This is a genomic window from Dyadobacter sandarakinus (genome assembly GCF_016894445.1).
Lineage (GTDB): Bacteria > Bacteroidota > Bacteroidia > Cytophagales > Spirosomataceae > Dyadobacter > Dyadobacter sandarakinus.
The window spans coordinates 2,320,093-2,339,336 of the sequence record NZ_CP056775.1; the positions used below are offsets into that span (position 1 = coordinate 2,320,093).

General features: G+C 49.4%; 15 protein-coding genes. 10 read left to right on the forward strand and 5 right to left on the reverse strand.

Annotation, left to right across the window (positions count from 1 at the left end; genetic code table 11):
• Window positions 1-9: 9 nt before the first annotated feature.
• Complete coding sequence (locus HWI92_RS09355; protein WP_229249238.1) at window positions 10-453, reverse strand: hypothetical protein; 444 nt, start codon at window positions 451-453, stop codon at window positions 10-12.
• Window positions 454-840: 387 nt separating this feature from the next.
• Between HWI92_RS09355 and HWI92_RS09360 the strand changes: the two genes are divergently transcribed.
• The 4 genes from HWI92_RS09360 to HWI92_RS09375 all read left to right on the forward strand — a co-directional run bounded on the left by HWI92_RS09360 (window position 841) and on the right by HWI92_RS09375 (window position 7,270).
• Window positions 841-3,135 (forward strand): peptidylprolyl isomerase, encoded by a 2,295-nt coding sequence (locus HWI92_RS09360; protein ID WP_204663060.1) that lies wholly within the window; start codon window positions 841-843, stop codon window positions 3,133-3,135.
• 78 nt (window positions 3,136-3,213) lie between these two features.
• On the forward strand, window positions 3,214-4,581 hold the full coding sequence (locus HWI92_RS09365) for a peptidylprolyl isomerase (protein ID WP_204663062.1): 1,368 nt from the start codon (window positions 3,214-3,216) through the stop codon (window positions 4,579-4,581).
• A gap of 49 nt (window positions 4,582-4,630) precedes the next feature.
• Complete coding sequence (locus tag HWI92_RS09370) at window positions 4,631-5,593, forward strand: AAA family ATPase (protein ID WP_204663064.1); 963 nt, start codon at window positions 4,631-4,633, stop codon at window positions 5,591-5,593.
• 90 nt (window positions 5,594-5,683) lie between these two features.
• On the forward strand, window positions 5,684-7,270 hold the full coding sequence (locus HWI92_RS09375; RefSeq protein WP_204663066.1) for an aldehyde dehydrogenase (NADP(+)): 1,587 nt from the start codon (window positions 5,684-5,686) through the stop codon (window positions 7,268-7,270).
• Here HWI92_RS09375 and truA read toward each other — a convergent pair.
• Window positions 7,267-8,022, reverse strand: coding sequence for a tRNA pseudouridine(38-40) synthase TruA (truA, locus tag HWI92_RS09380; protein WP_204663068.1), 756 nt, complete (start codon window positions 8,020-8,022; stop codon window positions 7,267-7,269). The genes HWI92_RS09375 and truA overlap by 4 nt on opposite strands.
• Before the next feature lie 103 nt (window positions 8,023-8,125).
• Here truA and HWI92_RS09385 point away from each other — a divergent pair, with 103 nt between their 5' ends.
• The 3 genes from HWI92_RS09385 to HWI92_RS09395 all read left to right on the forward strand — a co-directional run bounded on the left by HWI92_RS09385 (window position 8,126) and on the right by HWI92_RS09395 (window position 10,932).
• Entirely contained in the window at window positions 8,126-9,799 is a 1,674-nt protein-coding gene (locus tag HWI92_RS09385) for a glutamine--tRNA ligase/YqeY domain fusion protein (protein WP_204664430.1), read from the forward strand.
• Between the two features lie 143 nt (window positions 9,800-9,942).
• Window positions 9,943-10,290 carry a hypothetical protein gene (locus tag HWI92_RS09390; protein ID WP_204663070.1) on the forward strand — a complete coding sequence of 116 codons (348 nt, stop codon included), beginning with the start codon at window positions 9,943-9,945 and terminating at the stop codon, window positions 10,288-10,290.
• Between the two features lie 111 nt (window positions 10,291-10,401).
• Window positions 10,402-10,932 (forward strand): ferritin, encoded by a 531-nt coding sequence (locus tag HWI92_RS09395; RefSeq protein ID WP_204663072.1) that lies wholly within the window; start codon window positions 10,402-10,404, stop codon window positions 10,930-10,932.
• A 55-nt stretch (window positions 10,933-10,987) separates the two neighbouring features.
• Here the strand turns inward: HWI92_RS09395 and HWI92_RS09400 are convergent, their stop codons facing one another.
• On the reverse strand, window positions 10,988-11,542 hold the full coding sequence (locus HWI92_RS09400) for a GNAT family N-acetyltransferase (protein ID WP_204663074.1): 555 nt from the start codon (window positions 11,540-11,542) through the stop codon (window positions 10,988-10,990).
• Between the two features lie 141 nt (window positions 11,543-11,683).
• Between HWI92_RS09400 and HWI92_RS09405 the strand changes: the two genes are divergently transcribed.
• From HWI92_RS09405 to HWI92_RS09415, 3 genes are read left to right on the forward strand one after another with little or no spacing between them, the layout of a single operon-like run.
• Window positions 11,684-13,924, forward strand: coding sequence for an FUSC family protein (locus tag HWI92_RS09405; protein WP_204663076.1), 2,241 nt, complete (start codon window positions 11,684-11,686; stop codon window positions 13,922-13,924).
• A gap of 3 nt (window positions 13,925-13,927) precedes the next feature.
• Window positions 13,928-15,001 (forward strand): NADPH dehydrogenase NamA, encoded by a 1,074-nt coding sequence (gene namA / locus HWI92_RS09410; RefSeq protein ID WP_204663078.1) that lies wholly within the window; start codon window positions 13,928-13,930, stop codon window positions 14,999-15,001.
• Window positions 15,002-15,041: 40 nt separating this feature from the next.
• Window positions 15,042-15,938: a DMT family transporter gene (locus HWI92_RS09415; protein WP_204663080.1), complete on the forward strand. Its 897-nt coding sequence runs from the start codon at window positions 15,042-15,044 to the stop codon at window positions 15,936-15,938.
• Here HWI92_RS09415 and HWI92_RS09420 read toward each other — a convergent pair.
• Both HWI92_RS09420 and HWI92_RS09425 read right to left on the reverse strand, forming a co-directional pair.
• Entirely contained in the window at window positions 15,919-18,726 is a 2,808-nt protein-coding gene (locus HWI92_RS09420) for a PAS domain S-box protein (protein ID WP_204663082.1), read from the reverse strand. The two genes, HWI92_RS09415 and HWI92_RS09420, sit on opposite strands and share 20 nt — an antisense overlap.
• Before the next feature lie 61 nt (window positions 18,727-18,787).
• Window positions 18,788-19,237 (reverse strand): response regulator, encoded by a 450-nt coding sequence (locus HWI92_RS09425; protein WP_204663084.1) that lies wholly within the window; start codon window positions 19,235-19,237, stop codon window positions 18,788-18,790.
• Between the last annotated feature and the right edge of the window lie 7 nt (window positions 19,238-19,244).

Sequence of the window (19,244 nt, forward strand, 5' to 3'; positions counted from 1 at the left end):
CTGACCCTGCTATGCAGCAGCTACATACGTCGTTTTTTTCCTGTTGACCATTTCCATCTTGCTGAAAGTGTCATAAAATTCTGAAATACGCAGCAAATGCTCATCCAGGACTTGCCTGGCCTCGGACTCACGGTCCACATGCGCACGTAATGTTTTGTACAATTGCAATATCCCCGCCTCGATTTTCTTGAAAAGGCCTGCTACCTCTTCCGTGTCGTTCAGATCTTTAAGCAGACTGGCCGGACGCATATTCATGTCGGCAACTCCCAGTTCCTTGTCTGTCAGAAAACATTTGAAATAATCATAAATGGAATGCAGTTCGCGCTGAAAAAGCACCGCACTCAAATGTCCCTGGCTTAACACTTTCCGGAAAGGCCCCATGCTGTCCTTTTTCAATGCTTCCAGATACAGCAGTTCGCGCTTTTTCTGCTCGCCCCACAGTGTCCGGACCATTAGAACAAAATCGTTGACTTTCACATCCTCCATATAAACCAACTAAAATTTAAAAGTGCATGCTAACGGTTACAAAAGAATTGTGCCGAAAAACGCCACACGTTGCCGAAAATGATTTCGACATAGATTTTCAGGTTTAAGTAATAATTCGTAGTTATCGGGCAATGTGGCCCGATTTGGGCATTTTGCGGGTGGGAAAAAAAGTGTGGCAAATTCGCCCTAGCTGGCCTACTTCCAGCTACAACAAAACACCTAGGAAGTCACATGCCTGGCTTGATTTTTGAACTCCGGGTAAACCGCATAACTTTACCAGCTTACAATATTTGATGTAGTTACCGGTTATCTTAGACCATCCTGCATCAGGAGTGATTGATGAATTTATTCTTTATGTCGCAATTTCCTTCTAAAATTTACATTTTAACCGCTCTGGCGGCTGCCTCCTGCAAAACCAGCACCCCTCCCCAGCAGACTGTCCAGCAAGAAGCCGCTCCTGTTATTGAGATCGGAGCAGAAAAAATCAGTCTTGACGACTTCCAGGAATCTTACAGTAAAAATAAGTATGCCGAAGATTCCACCCGGGTGCTCTCTCCATCGGAATATTTAAATCTTTATACGGATTTAAAGATCAAAGTGTTACAAGCGAAGCAGGATGGAAAGGACACAACTACTGATTACAGGGAAGAGATCGCATCGTACCACGATCAGCTGGCCAAAAACTTCCTGGTGGATAAAGCATTGGTTGAAAAGCTGACCGAAGAAGCTTATGACCGTCTGAAGCAGGAAGTGCGGGCCTCCCACATCCTCATTGCAGTGTCTGAAGATGCTGCGCCTGCCGATACGCTGGAAGCCTACCGGGCAGCAGTAACACTTCGCGGAAGGCTTGAAGAAGGAAGTGATTTCGGAGACATGGCCGCACGGTTTTCCAAAGATCCGGCTGCGCGCACCAATAAAGGTGACCTGGGGTACTTCACCGCTTTCCAGACCCTCTACCCTCTTGAAAGTGCTGCGTATGCATTGCCTGTAGGCCGGGTTTCGCAGCCTGTTCGTACCCGTGCCGGCTACCACCTGATTAAAGTAACGGACAAGCGCGCCAATCGCGGAACAGTTCAGGTTGCCCATATCATGGTTCAGCTGGACACGACTGCTGCTACTGACCAGAAAAATTCGGCGAAGACGAAAATTGATGAAGCCTACAAGCGCCTTCAGGATGGCGCTTCGTGGGAGGAAGTAGTAGATACCTACTCTGACGATCGGCAGTCCAAACGTAATAAAGGCCTTTTACCTCCTTTCGGTACAGGGCAAATGGTACCTCAGATCGAAGAAGCAGCATTTGCACTTACCCGGGTTAATGCTTATTCCAAACCCGTGCTTACCATGTACGGCTGGCACATCGTGAGGCTGGTTGAGAAAAAATCGCTTGAACCATTTGCAGTGATGGCGCCCATGCTGCGAAAAAAGGTAGTGACCGACTCGCGTGGCAAAATGCTGGAACAGGCCGCCACAAAACGGCTCCGGGAAAAGTATACAGTTCAGGAAAATGCTGACCAATGGGCGGCAGTATCCGTGCTGGGCGACAGCTCCATTAAAACGGGTCGCTGGGACTATATGCGTGCGGTGACCAGCGACTGGTCGGCAGTATCGTTGTTCAGGATCGGGGATAAGTCTTATGATGCACGCTCTTTTCTGGATTTTGTAAAAAGAAAACAGCAGCCCAAACCTGCGGATGCGGCTCCTGCTGTAATTTTCCGACGTTACTATCTGGACTATGTAGCCGAAAGCCTTACTGACTATGAGAAGGAACATCTTGAAGAAAACAATCCGGAATTCAGGTCGCTGATGAAGGAAATCAGGGAGGGCGTACTGCTTTCTCAGATGATGGAAGAACATGTCTGGCAGCGTTCGCTCGCAGACTCTGCGGGGCAACTCAGCCACTATGAGAAAAACAGGGACAAATACCGTTTTCCTGAGCGTGCCAAAGGACTGGTGATCGCTGCACCGGATACACAGACCGTAAGTGCGATCCGGCGAACTCTTGCCCAGTCGCCCTACCGGCTGGAAACAAAAACGCGGGAAATTCTATTTGCACCGGGCAAAACCGAAACGGGCAAGGAGCACATGGAAGCGCTTACCGATCTGCTGATTGTATTGCAGAAAAATCCGGAATACGTGGTGGAAGTAGCAGGGTACCGTGCAGCAGACGAACCTGAGGCCGCATCGTCAGGGAGGATCAGAAGTGTGGTTCGCTACCTGAATTCAAGGAACATACCCATTATCAGGATCATTGAGAAAGATTACGGCTCATTCCGTCAGGCATCCGACCCGGCCCGTAACCGGCGCGTGGGTTTTCAGTTTTACAGTCCATCCAAAAGCGATGTGGAAAAGGCATATAATGCCGGCGGTGAAAATACCGTTATGATCCGCGAAGGTTATTTTTCAAAAGAAAACCCACTGGTGAGCAGATTTAAATGGCAGGCAGGTCAACAAAACGTTTCAGATGGAAGTATGGCTTATTGGGCTGATATCACAACCATCGAACCTTCCCGTTTAAAGACTTTTCAAGAAGCCCGGGGCTCGGTTGTAAACGACTACCAAAAGGAGCTGGAAAAACAATGGGTATCTGGACTTCAGAAAAAATTCCCGGTAAAAGTCAATGAGATAGAATTGGAAAAAGTAAAGCGATAGACGTATTTTAGCATTTCGTAAACCCTGCGCCACGGGCATGCGGCGCACAACCATCAGTACGGAAGAACAATTTAATTTATGAACATAAAGAACTTAATAAAAGCAGCGGTTTTCATGCTGCTTATGGTGGCCTCAGGCACAAGCTTCGGACAAGGGCAGCAGGGGGTGAGTCTGGATAAAATCATCGCACGGGTCGACAACCACTTCATCCTGAAATCAGAGTTGGAAGACATGTACGCCCAATACAAGGCGGAAGGAAGAAGTGCACCGGAAAAATGCCAGCTGCTCGAATCGCTGATTATCAACAAAATGCTGCTTGCCAAAGCTGAAATAGACTCCGTAATTGTTGAAGATAAGGAAGTAGACGGCGAACTGGATGCCAAAATGGGCTATATGATCCAGCGTTTCGGCTCGGAAAAGAACATTGTGGAGGCATATGGTAAAAGCATTGATAACCTCAAAAGCGAGCTCCGCCAGCAAGTGAAGGAGCAGAAGATTGTGGAAAAGATGCAGCGTACGATTTCAGGCAATGTCAAAATTACGCCTAATGAAGTGCGCAAGTTTTTCAACTCAATTCCCAAAGATAGTCTGCCGTATATTCCGTCCGAAGTGGAGATCGGGCATATTGTGAAGCTGGGTACCGTAACACGCGAGCAAAAACAAAAGTTGCGCGACCAGCTGCTTGAACTGAAACAACGTGCCGAAAAAGGTGAAGATTTTGCCACGCTGGCGCAGATCTACTCGGAAGATCTCGGCTCGGCCAAAAATGGCGGAGACCTGAACTTTGCAAAACGCGGGGCCATGGTACCCGAGTTTGAAGGTGCTGCCCTCTCATTGAAACCCGGAGAAATGTCCGATGTTATCGAATCGCAGTTTGGTTTTCACCTTATCAAGCTTGTTGAAACACGCGGAGCGGAATACCGGGCAAGGCACATCCTGCTGCGGCCCGATTACAACAAGGGCACCGATATGGGTGAGGCTGTACGATCACTGGATAGCCTTCGTGCATTGATCCAGGTGGATTCGCTTAAATTCGCAAAAGCGGCCCTCAACAACTCAGATGATAAAGAAACTGCTGAATCCGGTGGTTTGATCATGGACCGCAGCACAGGTGTTGCCCGGCTTACGCTCGACGCCTCCATGGACCCTGCCTTGTACTTCGCGATTGATACCATGAAGGTAGGCGATCTCAGCAAGCCGGTAGCTTACCGTACCGAGGACGGTCGTAGTGCCATGCGTATTCTCTGGTACAAAAGTAAGTCGCAGCCGCATACTGCCAACCTGCGCGACGATTATGAAAAGCTGGCGACGATCGTGCTGAACAACAAGCGCAACCATGCATTGGAAGAGTGGTTTAAAAAAGCCCAGGGTGATGTGTACATCAGCATTGAGCCCGAATATAAAAACTGTAAAGTACTCGGACTGGCTACCGGCGACGACAGCTGATACCATCCGTAGCGTTGCTGAATCAAACTGAAATCTAAACCTGCAAATTGTGAAGTATTCATCGGATGTTGAAGCCGCCGAGGCTATAAAGGTTGCCTATGAAAAGATTAGGAAAGAAATCGGGAATGTGATCATAGGCCAGGACGAGGTTGTGAAAAGGCTGCTTACCGCCATTTTCTGTCAGGGTCACTGCCTGCTGGTAGGTGTGCCGGGATTGGCAAAGACATTGCTCATTCAAACCATTGCTTCCTCCCTCGATCTCGACTTCAACCGGATACAGTTCACGCCCGACCTGATGCCTTCGGACATACTAGGGTCTGAAACGTTGGATCAAAACCGCAATTTCAAGTTTATCAAGGGGCCGATTTTTGCCAATATCATCCTTGCAGATGAGGTAAACCGGACACCTCCCAAAACACAATCGGCCCTGCTGGAAGCCATGCAGGAGTATTCGGTAACCATCGCTGGTGCCAAGCATTCTTTGGGAAGACCATTTTTTGTACTTGCTACGCAAAATCCGATCGAGCAGGAAGGAACCTACCCGCTTCCGGAAGCTCAGCTCGACCGGTTTATGTTCATGATCCAGCTCGACTACCCTTCCTACAACGAAGAAGTCAGCATTGTAAAAAACACTACTTCAGACGTAAGGTACGAGGTGCAGAAAGTGATTACTGCCGAGGAAATCACCGACTTCCAGCATCTCGTAAGACGTGTTCCTGTGACGGACCATGTGATCGAATATGCGGTAAAGCTGGTGCATAAAACCCGGCCTTCCACGAGCCTGGCCGTGAAGGAAACGAATGATTATCTGGAATGGGGAGCAGGACCCCGTGCATCTCAGGCCCTGATTCTGGCGGCTAAATGTAATGCATTACTCTCCGGCAAGTACTCTCCCGACATTGAGGACGTAAAAGCCGTGGCACTTCCGGTACTGCGTCACCGAATCATCCGGAACTTCAAGGCAGAAGCAGAGGGCATTTCAGTAGACGACATTATCGGAAGGCTGCTTTAATACATAAAAAGGTTGTATTTGTAAAAGTTTGTGTCAGCATAGCGATGGCACAAACTTTTGTCTTTTATACATATCAAAAAGAATGCTGACATGAACATACAAGGTAAAAACTACATAGGAAATACGCTGGCTGCATCCGGTGACCGTACATTTCAGGCTTATGTCCCTGCCCGGGATACATACCTGCCGGAAACATTCCATTGTGCAACGCAGGAGGAAGTACAAACCACCATGCAACTTGCCGAAAAGGCTTCCGGAGCTTATGCAGCAACAACGTCACGGGACCGGGCTGCTTTTCTCCGGGCTATTACGGAAGAAATCCTTACAATCGGCGATGTGCTGCTCGAACGCGCAAGCCTGGAAACGGGGTTACCCATAGCACGCCTTGAAGGCGAGCGCGCGCGTACCATCAACCAGCTGACGCAGTTTGCCGAACTTTTGGAAGAAGGATCCTGGGTGAGGGCATCCATTGATACGGCCGATCCGCAGCGAACACCGCCCAAGCCCGACTTGCGCAAGATGCTTATTCCAATCGGACCGGTGGTTGTTTTCGGTTCCAGTAACTTTCCATTTGCATATTCCGTCGCGGGAGTTGATACGGGTCCGGCACTCGCGGCAGGTAATCCGGTGATTGTAAAAGCGCATGCGGCCCACCCGGGCGTAAGCGACCTGGTGGCTCAGGCTGTAATACGTGCCGCGCAGAAAACCGGCATGCCGGAAGGTGTTTTCTCTATGCTGTATGATGATGGGTTTGAGGTAGGCAGCGCACTTGTTAAACATCCCGCAACCAGGGCAGTAGGCTTCACGGGATCATATCACGGCGGGATGGCCCTGTACAAACTGGTTCAGGAGCGTGAAGAACCTATCCCGGTGTATGCCGAAATGGGAAGTGTAAATCCGGTTGTGATCCTTCCGGAGTCGCTGAAAAATGACCCGGAAGGTCTTGCCCGGACACTTGCTGCCTCTGTAACGCTGGGTGCGGGACAATTTTGTACCAATCCGGGACTTGTGTTTGTTACCCGCACGGCGGGCTTTGAGGCGTTTATACAGGCTTATGAAAATGCATTTGCAGCAGTTTCCCCTGCTACGATGCTGACTGCCGGTATTTGCAAAAATTATTACAAGCTCAGGAACGAGATATTTGATCAGTCGGAAGTGGAACAACTGGCTCTTTCAGAAGTCGCTGAAACCCTGAAAAACCAGGCCCAGACTTCGGTAGCCCAGGTGCCGGCTGCTGCATTCATTACCAATCCAAGGTTACGTGAAGAAGTATTTGGTCCCTTTTCACTGCTGGTTGTTTGTGAAAATACCAGCGAGTTGCTGGAAGCAATCCAGGTTGTCAAAGGTCAGCTGACAACCTCGCTGATAGCCACGGAAGAGGAAGCAGCCTCCTACCCTGCCATCGTACGTCATTTGAGCCGCATTTCGGGCCGGTTTATCATGAATGGCGTTCCTACCGGTGTGGAGGTCTGTGCATCCATGCACCACGGAGGACCTTTCCCGGCTACCAATGATCCCAAGTTCACGTCCGTGGGCGTTGACTCTATTCTCCGGTTTGTACGACCGCAAACGTACCAGGGGTGGCCCGACAGCCTCTTGCCACCCGAGCTGCAAAATTCAAATCCCCAGCGCATTCACCGGTTCGTGAATAATGCATGGAGCTCGGAAGCGATTTAATTTACAGGTAAAAACAGATCGTCAGGATAAGCAACTTCCACGAGAAAGAGACCTTCGGCCGGGGCTTGTGCCCCGGCTTTTTTCCGGTTTTTAGACAGGATTATTTCCTCAAATTCCGCCACACTACGCTTCCCTCTGCCAATGTCGAGCATGGTACCTACCAGTGCCCGCACCATGCCTCTCAGAAAACGATTGGCACGCACCCTAAAAATCAGCATATTACCTGCCTCCGTCCATTCGGCTTCCGAAATGGTACACCTGAAATTGTTGACGTTGGTATGGACCTTACTAAAGCTTTCAAAATCCGTGTGCATGAGCAGCACGGCCGCTGCTTCGTTCATGCGCTTTACGTCCAATCCAGGACGCATAAAACAGGCCTGATCTTTTAAAAAAGGGTTTTTAACGAAACTGATGCGGTACTCGTACATTCGGGAGGTAGCTGCAAACCGGCTGTTAACATCATCTCCTACCGGCAGAATATTGGCAACTGCAATATCAAAAGGCAAGAGGCTGTTGAGCTTGTACACCAGCTGATCAGGATCACTGACCTCATTGGGAAGATCAAAATGGGCAAACTGCTGGGTTGCATGGACGCCGGTATCCGTCCGGCTGCTGCCTGTAACTTCCACTTCCTGCCTCAGTATCTTTTGCAACGCACCTTCCAGCACTTCCTGGATCCCGAGTGCATTGTTCTGCCTCTGCCAACCATTGTACGCAGTACCTTTATAGCTGAATTCAATAAAATAGCGCATGCGACAAAATTAAGCAAACAGCCTGGATTTCTGTTTTGGAGCAGCAGATTGCAGATTTATGGGGAAGAAGATTAACTTTGAATTTGGAAATTATTCAGCTGGTATGATTACGGACGAGAAAAAAGAAGAGAAGAGCCTCAATTTTCTTGAGGAGATAGTGGAGGCGGATTTGCAATCAGGTAAATACACACAGATCGTTACACGATTTCCACCCGAACCCAATGGCTATCTGCATATCGGCCATGCATCGAGCATATGTCTCAATTTCGGGCTGACCAACAAATTTCCGGGCTACACGAATCTTCGTTTTGACGATACCAATCCTGTCACTGAAGATACTGAGTATGTGGAGAGTATCAAGAACGATATCAAGTGGCTTGGCTTTGAATGGAAGCACGAGCTTTTTGCGTCTGACTACTTTGATACTTTGTACCAGTATGCAGTAAAGCTGATTTCGGAAGGCCTGGCATATGTAGACGATTCCACTTCGGAAGAAATTGCGGCGCTTAAAGGTACACCGACCGAACCCGGACAAGACAGCCCCTACCGCGACCGCAGTGTGGACGAAAACCTTGCCCTTTTTGAAAAAATGAAAAGTGGCGAATTCCCGGACGGCAGCCGTACGCTCCGTGCAAAGATTGATATGGGCCACATGAACATGCTCATGCGCGACCCTATTCTGTACCGGATCAAGCATGCGCATCATCACCGGACCGGGAATAAATGGTGCATTTACCCGATGTATGATTTTGCACACGGTCAGAGTGACTCCATTGAAACAGTGACCCACTCCATCTGCACCCTTGAATTTGCACCTCACCGCGAGTTGTACGACTGGCTGATCGCAAAACTCGGCATATACCCTTCCCATCAATATGAATTTGCCCGGCGCAACCTGAATTACACAGTGACCAGCAAACGAAAACTGCTGCAACTGGTGCAGGAAGGACACGTGGCAGGCTGGGATGATCCGCGTATGCCGACAATCAGCGGACTCAGGCGCCGGGGCTACACACCGGAAAGCATCCGCGATTTCTGTGACCGCATCGGTGTCGCCAAACGCGAGAATATGATTGACGTGGGTCTGCTCGAATTTTGCGTGCGCGAGGATCTGAACAAGAAAGCATTGCGGCGCATGGCTGTCATGGACCCGCTCAAAGTGATCATAACGAACTTTCCGGAAGGTGAAACGGAAATCTGCCACACAGAAAATAATCCGGAAGATGTTTCGGCAGGGGTACGGGAAATACCGTTTAGCCGGGAAATCCTGATTGAGAAAGAAGACTTCATGGAAGTGCCGTCCAAGAAATACTTTCGGCTGGCACCCGGTAAAATGGTGCGGCTGAAAGGTGCCTACATCATCCAATGCAATGATTTTGTAAAAGGTGAAAACGGTGAAATTACGGAGGTGCATTGCACGTACCTTGAAAACAGCAAGAGCGGACATGATACGACGGGCATCAATGTAAAGGGAACCCTGCACTGGGTATCGGCCCGGCATGCGATCCCGGTCGAGATCAGGCTGTACGACCGCTTGTTCTCAGTGGAGGACGTATCTTCTGAAGAGGGCGATTTTAAAAGCTTTATCAATCCGGATTCGCTCCATGTGATTACGGGATTTGGCGAGCCGGCCCTTTCCGAGGCAAAACCGGGGGAAGCATTCCAGTTTTTACGCAAAGGCTACTTTGCTCCCGATCCCGATGGAAGCGCTGAAAAGCCTGTTTTTAACCGGACTGTTACACTCAGGGATACCTGGGCGAAAGTTGCAGGCAACTGATCATCTGACCAAATCAAGCCGGCTGCCATGCAGACCGGCTTTTTTAATGCTTAAATTAGATTACTTTTAAATAAATGTTGGTTCACCGGGGCTTCGGAGTTATATTTGTGCAACATATTCCACGGTCCTAATTAGTTGCTTCAGTGAATACCTCGAACGAATTGTTCAGTACCTCCAAAGGTCAAAGCTTTCAGTGCGATCTGACTTCCAGGGTGATTATCCAGTTTGGAGAGATGGACATCCGGCTGAAAATCAAGGACTTTCTTAGCTTCCGCAGGTTTATCAACAACATCGACATTCAAAGCAGGCTGTTTGATCTTTCCGACGAGTCGGATTATGAGTTCCTCGAAGCGCCTCAACTTAATATCTGCCGCAGGTTTACATTATGTGAATTGATCCAACTGAGGGATTTACTCAACGGAACACAGTTCGCCATCGAACTCAACAGCCTTCTCCACCAACTTGCTTTCTGCCCCGCAGAATTAGTCTAAATAGCTCATTCAGATCATATTAGACCAATTCCAAATTTCTTTGCAAGTTTGGATTGATCACCTTTCGTATGATATTTGCATCTACTTAATCGAAAGTAAAAAGCATATATCATGAAAGATCTGTTGAGACAAAGAACATCCCTGAAAGAGGAAATAGAAATATTATTGAATAACCAGGTGAAAATGGAAGCCGAAGCTTCTGCCAAATACCTGGCTATGGCATCTTGGTGCGACCGCAATGGTTTCCGTAATAGTGCCAAGTACTTCCTGAAACAATCGGAAGAAGAGCGCGGCCACATGATCAAGATCTTCAACTACATTATGACTGTAGGCGGCACGGCAGTATCACCCGAAGTTGTTGCGGTACGTCAGGAATTCCCTACTTTCCGCAGTGTATTTGAGGCGGCACTGGAAAGTGAGATTGCAGTGACCCAATCCATCAACCGGATTGTTACGCAGAGCCGCCGCGAAGAGGACTACGCAACCGAATCGTTCCTGCATTGGTTTGTAAATGAGCAGGTTGAAGAGGAAGACAATGCACGCCGTGCCATCGAGCTCTTTGATGTGATCGGCGAGGAAGGCACCGGACAATACTTTATTGACAAGGCGATCCTGAAATTGAATCAGGACCATATCGAGTAATCAAAAACAATTTGGCTCAAAGCCGTCTGCCAGCGCAGGCGGCTTTTTGTTTTTATTACCGGGTCGAGATCAGAGAGAAAACAACCGTATCCTGAAATTTGCCTTCAAAATAAAAGCTCTCGCGGAAATAAGCTTCTTTCACGAAGCCCAGCTTCAATAAAAGCCGCTCTGATGCAGTATTCTCAGGATGGATCTTGGCCTCAATGCTATGAAGACCGAGCGTATCAAAACCATAACTGATTACGCGGTCCACGGCCTCTTTCATGAGTCCCTGGTTCCAGTAATCGGGATGGATCATGTAGCCAATTTCGGCCCGGTGATTGCTTTTATCAATGGTATGGAAGCCAATCGTCCCGATGGGAGACCGTCGGTCTGAACTCAGGACAATCCCCCAGGTGATCGCTGCATTTTCGTTCAGGCCCTTGCTGTATGCCTCGATCAGCCTGGCAGCTTCGTCCCTTGAATTAAGAAGCGACTTGCCGATGTACTTCATGGCTTCGGCATTACTCCGTAGCCTGAAAACATCACCTGCATGCACCGGTTCGAGCCGCAAGAGGGTCAGGCGTTGAGTTTGGAGTTTCGGAAACGGAACAAAATTGACGTTGAGCATACATCTTCGTTTATACCAAAAATACAAAAGAGCGTGTGACATTCATGTAATCCCGGTGATGTCAGCACATTTTGGAATACCTTTTATTGGTAATTAAATTAAAACGCTAGTATTGCAGCGACTACGGTCTGACCGAATTTCATGAATTACCTGGACGAGTTTAAAAAGTTTATATTCAGTCATTATCTCGCCACGGGGGTGCGGCTTACGCTTGGTGCGATTATTCCAAGCCTGATCTTTCAGCATTTCGGCATCCTGGGTGAGCTGATTGCATTTCCCTTGGGTACCCTCCTGATTGGCAGTACGGACAGTCCCGGCCCCTATCACCGCCGCCGCAACTCCCTGCTGATTGCGATCGCTACCTGCTTTTCAGTGGCTTGCATTACAGGCTTGCTCCGGCACTTCCACTTTGTTGTTTTCATCGAGATTATCGTTTTTGGGATGTTTTTCTCGCTGGTAGGCGTGTATGGCAACCGGGTCAACAGCATCGGGCTGATCTCCTTACTCGTATTTGTGTTCAACATCGACGATCACCTGAGCGGTGACATGGTACTGCGCACGGCCGCAATATTCTCTGCCGGCGGCATGTGGTACTTTATCCTGTATATGATTTTGCAAAAGCTGCTGCCTTACAAACTGATCCAGCAGCTTTTGGGAGAAAACTTTGTCGAACTCGGCAAGCTGCTGTCCATTAAGGCAGGGTATTACATGGCAAAGCCCGACTATGATGCATTGTTCAACCGGATGGTGCATCAGCAGGTGATTCTTCGTGAAAACCATGAAAACTTGCGCGAAGTGCTCTTCAAGACCAGGGAATTTGTGACGGAATCGACAACAAAGAGCCGTATCCTGATGCTGATGTTTCTGGACAGCATTGACCTTTTTGAACGCATCCTCAACTCCCAGCAAAACTATGCGAACCTGCATCGCGCATTTGGTCATACCAAAATCCTGAGAATGCTGGGAACGTACATTACGTGGCTTTCGACCGAAATTCAGCAGATCGGGCTGGCGGTACAGAGCGGATTTCCGGCACATTCACGCCATGATCTCGATGAAGCAATTCACCGGTGTCAGAAAGCTTTTGAGAAAATGCGTGAGCAGCAGATGACGCACGACAATATGGAGGATTATATTATGCTCCGGCAGATTCTCAACAGTTTACAGGATATTACCGAGCGCGTGAAAAAGCTCCACAGGGCCTCAACCTATGATACCGAAGTAGGCAAGGATTACAAGATGAATGTTGAAACCGATAATTTCACTCCCAAGCAAGACTATAATCCGCGCATTCTCCTTGACAATATTTCACTGAAATCCAGCCACTTCCGCCATGCAGTGCGGATTACACTGGGCCTGCTGATCGGGTACACGGCCTCATTGTTCTTCGACCTGGGACACGGATACTGGATTCTGCTGACGATTGTAACGATTATGAAGCCGGCGTTCAGCATTACCAAGCAGCGGAATCTGCACCGGATCGGTGGTACAATCCTGGGCGTGACGTCGGGATTTCTGTTCCTGTACCTGATCCATGATAATACCGCATTGTTTGTGCTGATGATGCTTTCAATGATCCTTGCATATAGTTTTTTGAAGGTCAATTACTTCGTAGCATCAACGGCAATTACCCTGTATGTGCTGCTTTCTTTCAATTTTTTGAACCCGCAACATATTACGGCAGTTTTACAGGACCGGGTTATTGATACGGTGATCGGATCGGTGATAGCCTATTTTGTCTCGTCTTACGTGCTTCCGGTCTGGGAACATTCGCAGATCAACCAATACATGCGGGAGGCACTGCGGGCAAACCGGCGATATTTCGACCTCGTGGCGGCCAAGTTTACAGGCAAGACCCTCGACATTAACCAGCTGAAATTGTACCGGAAAGATGCAATCATTGCCATGGCCAATTTGTCCGATAATTTTCAGAAAATGCTGTCTGAACCTAAACGCAAGCAGATGAAAATGGAGGAGTATCACCAGTTTGTCGCCACAAGCCACATGCTCACCTCTTACATTGCCTCTCTCTCGACCTATGCGCAGACACTGGATTACCCACAGTTTTCAGTTGAATTTGAAATGATGATCCGGCAGATTGACAGGCAGTTACAGGCTGCTATGGACCTGCTCGAAGGTAAGACAACCACGGTCGTGGAAGTTACCAGAGAGTCGCTGCCGAAGAATCAGAAGTTGCTCGACCTCCTGACTACCCGTAAAAAGGAAATCAAAGAGCTGGGCATTGAAAAGGCGGACCTCTCCCCTTCCCGGAGGATGATCTCCGACCTGAAAACCATCAATGGCCTGTTCGAACTGATCAGTACCATTACCATCGACGAAATCAAAATTTTACAGAAAATAAAGCCGGTAAACGCGCATTAACTTATGGCATCCTTACTTTTTGAACCATTTCAGCTCAAAGATATCCAGCTCAAAAACCGCATTGTAGTTTCACCGATGTGCATGTACTCTTCCGAAGACGGATTTGCCAATGACTGGCACCTTGTTCATCTCGGAAGCCGCGCAGTAGGCGGTGCCGGACTCATCATTACGGAGTCTACCGCTGTTTCTCCCGAAGGCAGGATCTCGCCTCAGGATCTGGGCATCTGGAAAGATGAGCATATTGAAAAGCTCCGGCAGATTACTTCATTCATTGCGGCACAGGGAACCGTCCCGGGCATTCAGCTGGGCCATGCGGGCCGCAAAGCCAGTACATACCCCGCCTGGAAAGGTCGTGGCCAGGTACCTCTGGATCAGGGTGGCTGGAAAACGCAGGGTGCTTCAGCAATACCTTTTCATGCCAATGAAGATGCCCCCGAGCCGCTGGACGACGCGGGCATCCGCAAGGTCGTGGCAGACTTTGCCGCTGCTGCAACCCGGGCGCAGCAGGCGGGTTTCAAGGTAGTCGAAATCCATGCGGCGCATGGTTACCTCATCCATCAGTTCCTGTCTCCGCTGAGCAACCAGCGGGAAGATGCATATGGCGGCAGCTTTGAAAACCGCATTCGCCTGCTGCTGGAAGTCGTTGAAGGCATTCAGCAGGTATGGCCCGAAAATCTCCCGCTCATCGTGCGCATTTCTGCAACCGACTGGGCTGAGGGTGGGTGGAATATTGATGACTCTTCTCGATTGAGCCAGATTCTGAAAGACAAAGGTGTTTCACTGATAGATGTATCTTCCGGCGGGCTGGCTGCTCATCAAAAAATTAGTGTGGGTCCCTCCTATCAGGTTCCGTTCTCGGCACAAATACGCCGTGAAACGGGCATTGCTACCGGTGCCGTGGGACTGATCACCGACACCCAACAAGCCGAAACGATACTCGCCAATGGTGAAGCCGACCTGATTATCATGGCCCGTGAGCTGCTGCGCGACCCGTACTTTCCGTTACATGCCGCTTCTGAGCTTGGGGAAGACATCCAGTGGCCTGTCCAGTACGATCGAGCCAAGCCTACATTGTAATTCCGCTTTTAACAGGATCTTGTATTTTTAGTTTAGGAAAATGGGCGTAAAAAGTCCCCGCATCAGCCTTGTCATCGGCATTATCAGCATCAGCATTTTTCCTGTTCTGGTAAAATGGGCGCCGGTTTCAGGGCTGACCTCGGCCTTTTACAGGATGTTCCTGGGGTTCATGTTTCTGCTTCCCTACTTGCTGGTCAGTAAAAAGTTCACTTTCCCACCGCGGGCACTATGGCTTTCAGTTGCATTGTGCGGGATCATCTTTGCCTCTGATATTGCCGTATGGAACCTGTCTATTCAATATACCAATGCTACACAGGCTACCCTGCTGACCAACTTGTCGCCCGTCTGGGTGGGTGTAGGCAGCTTTCTTTTTCTGCCTGATAAGCCCGGTCCACGCTTCTGGCTCGGGACACTGGTTGCGCTTGCGGGTATGGTGATCCTCATAGGTCCGGATGCATTTGCCGATATGCGGTTTGACAAAGGCTTCGGTCTTGCCGTACTCTCCGGCATGCTGTATGCCTCGTACATGCTGATCAGCAAAACAGTTCTGAACCGGATTGACATTGTCAGCTTTATGGCGGTCAGTATGGGGATTTCGAGCTTGTACCTGCTCGCCATCTGCCTGATTTCAGACCAGCCGCTCATGCATTTTGATGCCGAAATATGGCTGGTATTTGTGGTACAGGGACTTGTATGTCAGCTTATTGGCTGGCTTACAATCAGCTATGCGGTCAAACAGCTTGATGCAAAACGCGTGTCACTCAGCCTCCTGAGCCAGGCACTGGTCACCGGGTTGATGGCCTGGATGTTTATAGGTGAAAATATTACAGCACAAATGATCATTGGCGGCGTCATCATCCTCGCCGGAATCGGCGTTACCTACACGGAAAATCGCGCGAGCCGGAAGCCTGAACTTTTTACAGAGGAAAATAAATGATGAAGGTCGACCCAATGCCCGGCTTGCCCACCGCGTCGATCAAGCCCCTGTGGTTTTCAACGATTTTCTTGCAAATGGCAAGACCGATGCCGGTACCTTCGTAGGTTCCTCTGCTGTGCAGGCGCTGAAAAACCTGAAAAATGCGGTCTTTAAACTGCTGATCAAAGCCGATGCCATTATCGGCAAACGAAACATACTGATACCTTGCCGCGGGGTCACTTTCATCAAGCGCGATCATATCACCCGAAATTTCCCCTGTCCGGATCTGGATTACCGGCGCTGCTTCGGGCCGGGTAAATTTGATTGCATTGGTAATCAGGTTTGTAAAAAGCTGCTCGACCTGATAGACGATCACTGGCCTTACCGGCAACTTTTCAGCTATAATGGTAGCGCCATTTTGCCGGATCAACTCCGACATCTGCTCCTGTACATTGTGCAAAACAATATTGAGATCGGCCTCTTCAAAGTGCTTTTCAGCAGAAGTAGCCCGCGAAAATGCGAGCAGGTCAATGATCAGCTGCTGCATGCGCATCGACGAAGATTGCATGCGCCGGAAATAATCCTTGCCTCGCTCCGTCAGGTTTTCATACTCGGTATCCATGACCCGGGTGGCAAATGTCTGGATCTTGCGGAGGGGTTCCTGAAGATCGTGGCTGGCTACGTAAGCAAATTGCGCCAGCTCCATATTGGTGCGCAAAAGCTCTTTGTTAGCAACGGTAAGCTCCTGCGTGCGCTGCTGAACCATAGATTCCAGCTGATCAATAAACAGTTTACTGTCGTGGATATCCGTAGTCGTGCCTACCCACATCTGGATTTTTCCGTCGGCGTTCTTCTGCGGGGTAGCCCGGCTGGATACCCATCTGAAAATGCCATCAGCTCTTTTAAACCGGTGTTCTAAAAGAAAGTCCTCTCCGGTTCTCAGCGCCTCATCCCAGTGTTCAGCATAATTAAGCTGATCCTCGGGACAAACAATCGACAGCCAGCCTTCGACAGTGAGTTCGGCGGCTGCAAGGCCTGTAAAGCGGATCACGGACTGGTTACAATAGTTCACATTGCCATCGGGATCAGCCGTCCATACCAGCTGAGGCATAAATTCAGCCAGTGCCCTGAACTTGTCCTCGCTCGTCCTGAGCGCAAGCTCCGAGCGTTTTTCCTCGGTAATATCCATCATAGTCCCCAGCATCCGCATCGGCTGATGTCCGTCATTAAACAGGATTTTACCCTGTGTGCGGATCCAGTGAACAGACTGGTCGGTATGCAGTATACGCGCTTCATACCGGTAAATTCCGGTTTCAAGGGCCTCCGCAAATGCTTTTTCTACAATGGAATGCACGTCATCGGGATGTACCATGGCGCGCATCTCGGGATGAGTCAACACCTTATCCTCACCGAAGCCAAAAATTTCAGCAAGCCTGGGCGAATGGATGATCTGCCGGGTCTGGATGTTCAGATCCCAGGTCGCAAGGCGCGTACCCTCCGTGGCCATTTTGAGGCGCTCGGCCGCTTCCGCAATCTGATGACGAAACATGACCGTTTCGGTAACATCATTGGCCGATACCATAATGCCGGAGACTTTTCCATATACATCGAACAAAGGTGCATACTGAAAATCGACATAATGCTTGCGAATGCCGCCGGGCCCGTCTATAAACCCGATTGCCTCTTTTTCACGGTAAGCGATACCCGTGGTAAATACCCGGCGCAGTATTTCAGGAAAAGCCTGGTTATTCAATTCAGGAAAGAGCTCAAACAACACTTTACCCTCCACTTCTTCCAGCGTACGACGCCACATTTTCAGCATGGAATCATTCGCCATACTGACCACGTAATTCTCTCCCGTCAGGATCGCTTTGGCAAACTGTGATTGCTGGACAACATTTCTGAACTGATTTTCACTCGCCTGCACGGCCTCCTTTGCCAGGATCTGCGCAGTGACCTCCGTAGCAATTACAATGATGCCGGTCACCTTCCCATCCTCTATCAAAGGTTGGTACACGAAGTTGAAAAATGCCCGCTGCGGAGCCCCGAACCTTCTCAATGTTAGCTCAAACTCGTTACCGTAAAAAGGCTTGCCGCTCGCGAGTACCTCCGAAAGGATCGGCGCGACATCGGATCTCACTTCGGGAAGCACGTCATAGACAGATTTCCCGAGCAGCTCCTCCTCCGTCCGGTCAACGATCGAACAATAGGTTTCATTTGCCATTTCCACCACCATACCGGCACCCTTCAGGATGCCGATACCGACGGGAGCCTGACGCAGGATGTCACGAAAATGCGCTTCGTTTTCCTGCGCTTTTCTGGTGATCTCCTCGGTTTTCTCCGTTTGCTCGCGGATACGCTTGTCCAGCTCCTGCAAGGCAGCACCGAGCTCCACAAGTTCACCATAGTTGATCTGCACCTCGGAAGCATGCGCGCTGCCTTCGGCCAGGCCTTTTTCCCGTACTTTGGCCTCGATTCTACTGAGCAGGTCAAGGAGTTGTACGGCGTACGATTCAATGCGGTACAGGCCCGTGCGGGCTTCGCTTACAAAGCCGGATTTATACAGGCCGATCAGTTCGTTGCCTGTCTCGTGAATTTGGAAATGGAGCTGGTCCAGCTCATGAACTTCGGGCAGGTGACCGTAGGCTTTCAGCGCATGGTCGTGGATCCATTTGCCCAGGGAGCATTCGAGATGGGATATTACGGGACCCTCGTTTACCTCAATGCCATACAGCAGCGACCGTAACTTGGTTTTATAAAGGATGTGCCTGGCTTTCGCCCTTTCAAAGTCAAGCTCTACCGCAGTCATGCAATTGGTTCACCCGTTTTGTTGAAGTTAAAGACAATTACAAAAGAAGTGAACACGGGCATTAATACTGATAAAAAAAGTTTTCAGGAGAAGGCTTCCAGGAGTGCATACTCCAGTCTATGTCCAGAATCTGCTTGATAGCCTGTTTAAGCTTGGGAAATGAACCCGGTTTGCGGATAAAAAAGTTGGCACCCTGCTCGTGTACCTTATTCACCATTTCTTCCTGGCCGGTCGTGGAGAAAATCACCACGGGAATGTCCTTCCATTTGCTGGTACTGCGGATCACTTCAAGACATTCAAAACCATTCTTCCGGGGCATGTTCAGGTCAAGAAAGATGACATCCGGAGGAGGCGGAACCGATTTCTCCATCAGGTTAATTAGCTCGACACCATCATTGGCAGTAGTAAGCTCGGTAGAATTGCTCACCTCGCGCAGCGCATCTTCAAACAACATACAGTCGTCTGCGTCATCATCTGCGAGGTAAATTGTTTTATTTGGTTTTGTATTCATAACCTTG

Excerpts from the sequence above, each read along its gene's own strand:
- HWI92_RS09355 (WP_229249238.1), bottom strand. The coding sequence starts at position 453 with ATGGTCCGGACACTGTGGGGCGAGCAGAAAAAGCGCGAACTGCTGTAT.
- HWI92_RS09360 (WP_204663060.1), top strand. The coding sequence starts at position 841 with ATGTCGCAATTTCCTTCTAAAATTTACATTTTAACCGCTCTGGCGGCT.
- HWI92_RS09365 (WP_204663062.1), top strand. The coding sequence starts at position 3,214 with ATGAACATAAAGAACTTAATAAAAGCAGCGGTTTTCATGCTGCTTATG.
- HWI92_RS09375 (WP_204663066.1), top strand. The coding sequence starts at position 5,684 with ATGAACATACAAGGTAAAAACTACATAGGAAATACGCTGGCTGCATCC.
- truA (WP_204663068.1), bottom strand. The coding sequence starts at position 8,022 with ATGCGCTATTTTATTGAATTCAGCTATAAAGGTACTGCGTACAATGGT.
- HWI92_RS09385 (WP_204664430.1), top strand. The coding sequence starts at position 8,126 with ATGATTACGGACGAGAAAAAAGAAGAGAAGAGCCTCAATTTTCTTGAG.
- HWI92_RS09395 (WP_204663072.1), top strand. The coding sequence starts at position 10,402 with ATGAAAGATCTGTTGAGACAAAGAACATCCCTGAAAGAGGAAATAGAA.
- HWI92_RS09400 (WP_204663074.1), bottom strand. The coding sequence starts at position 11,542 with ATGCTCAACGTCAATTTTGTTCCGTTTCCGAAACTCCAAACTCAACGC.
- HWI92_RS09405 (WP_204663076.1), top strand. The coding sequence starts at position 11,684 with ATGAATTACCTGGACGAGTTTAAAAAGTTTATATTCAGTCATTATCTC.
- namA (WP_204663078.1), top strand. The coding sequence starts at position 13,928 with ATGGCATCCTTACTTTTTGAACCATTTCAGCTCAAAGATATCCAGCTC.
- HWI92_RS09415 (WP_204663080.1), top strand. The coding sequence starts at position 15,042 with ATGGGCGTAAAAAGTCCCCGCATCAGCCTTGTCATCGGCATTATCAGC.
- HWI92_RS09420 (WP_204663082.1), bottom strand. The coding sequence starts at position 18,726 with ATGACTGCGGTAGAGCTTGACTTTGAAAGGGCGAAAGCCAGGCACATC.
- HWI92_RS09425 (WP_204663084.1), bottom strand. The coding sequence starts at position 19,237 with ATGAATACAAAACCAAATAAAACAATTTACCTCGCAGATGATGACGCA.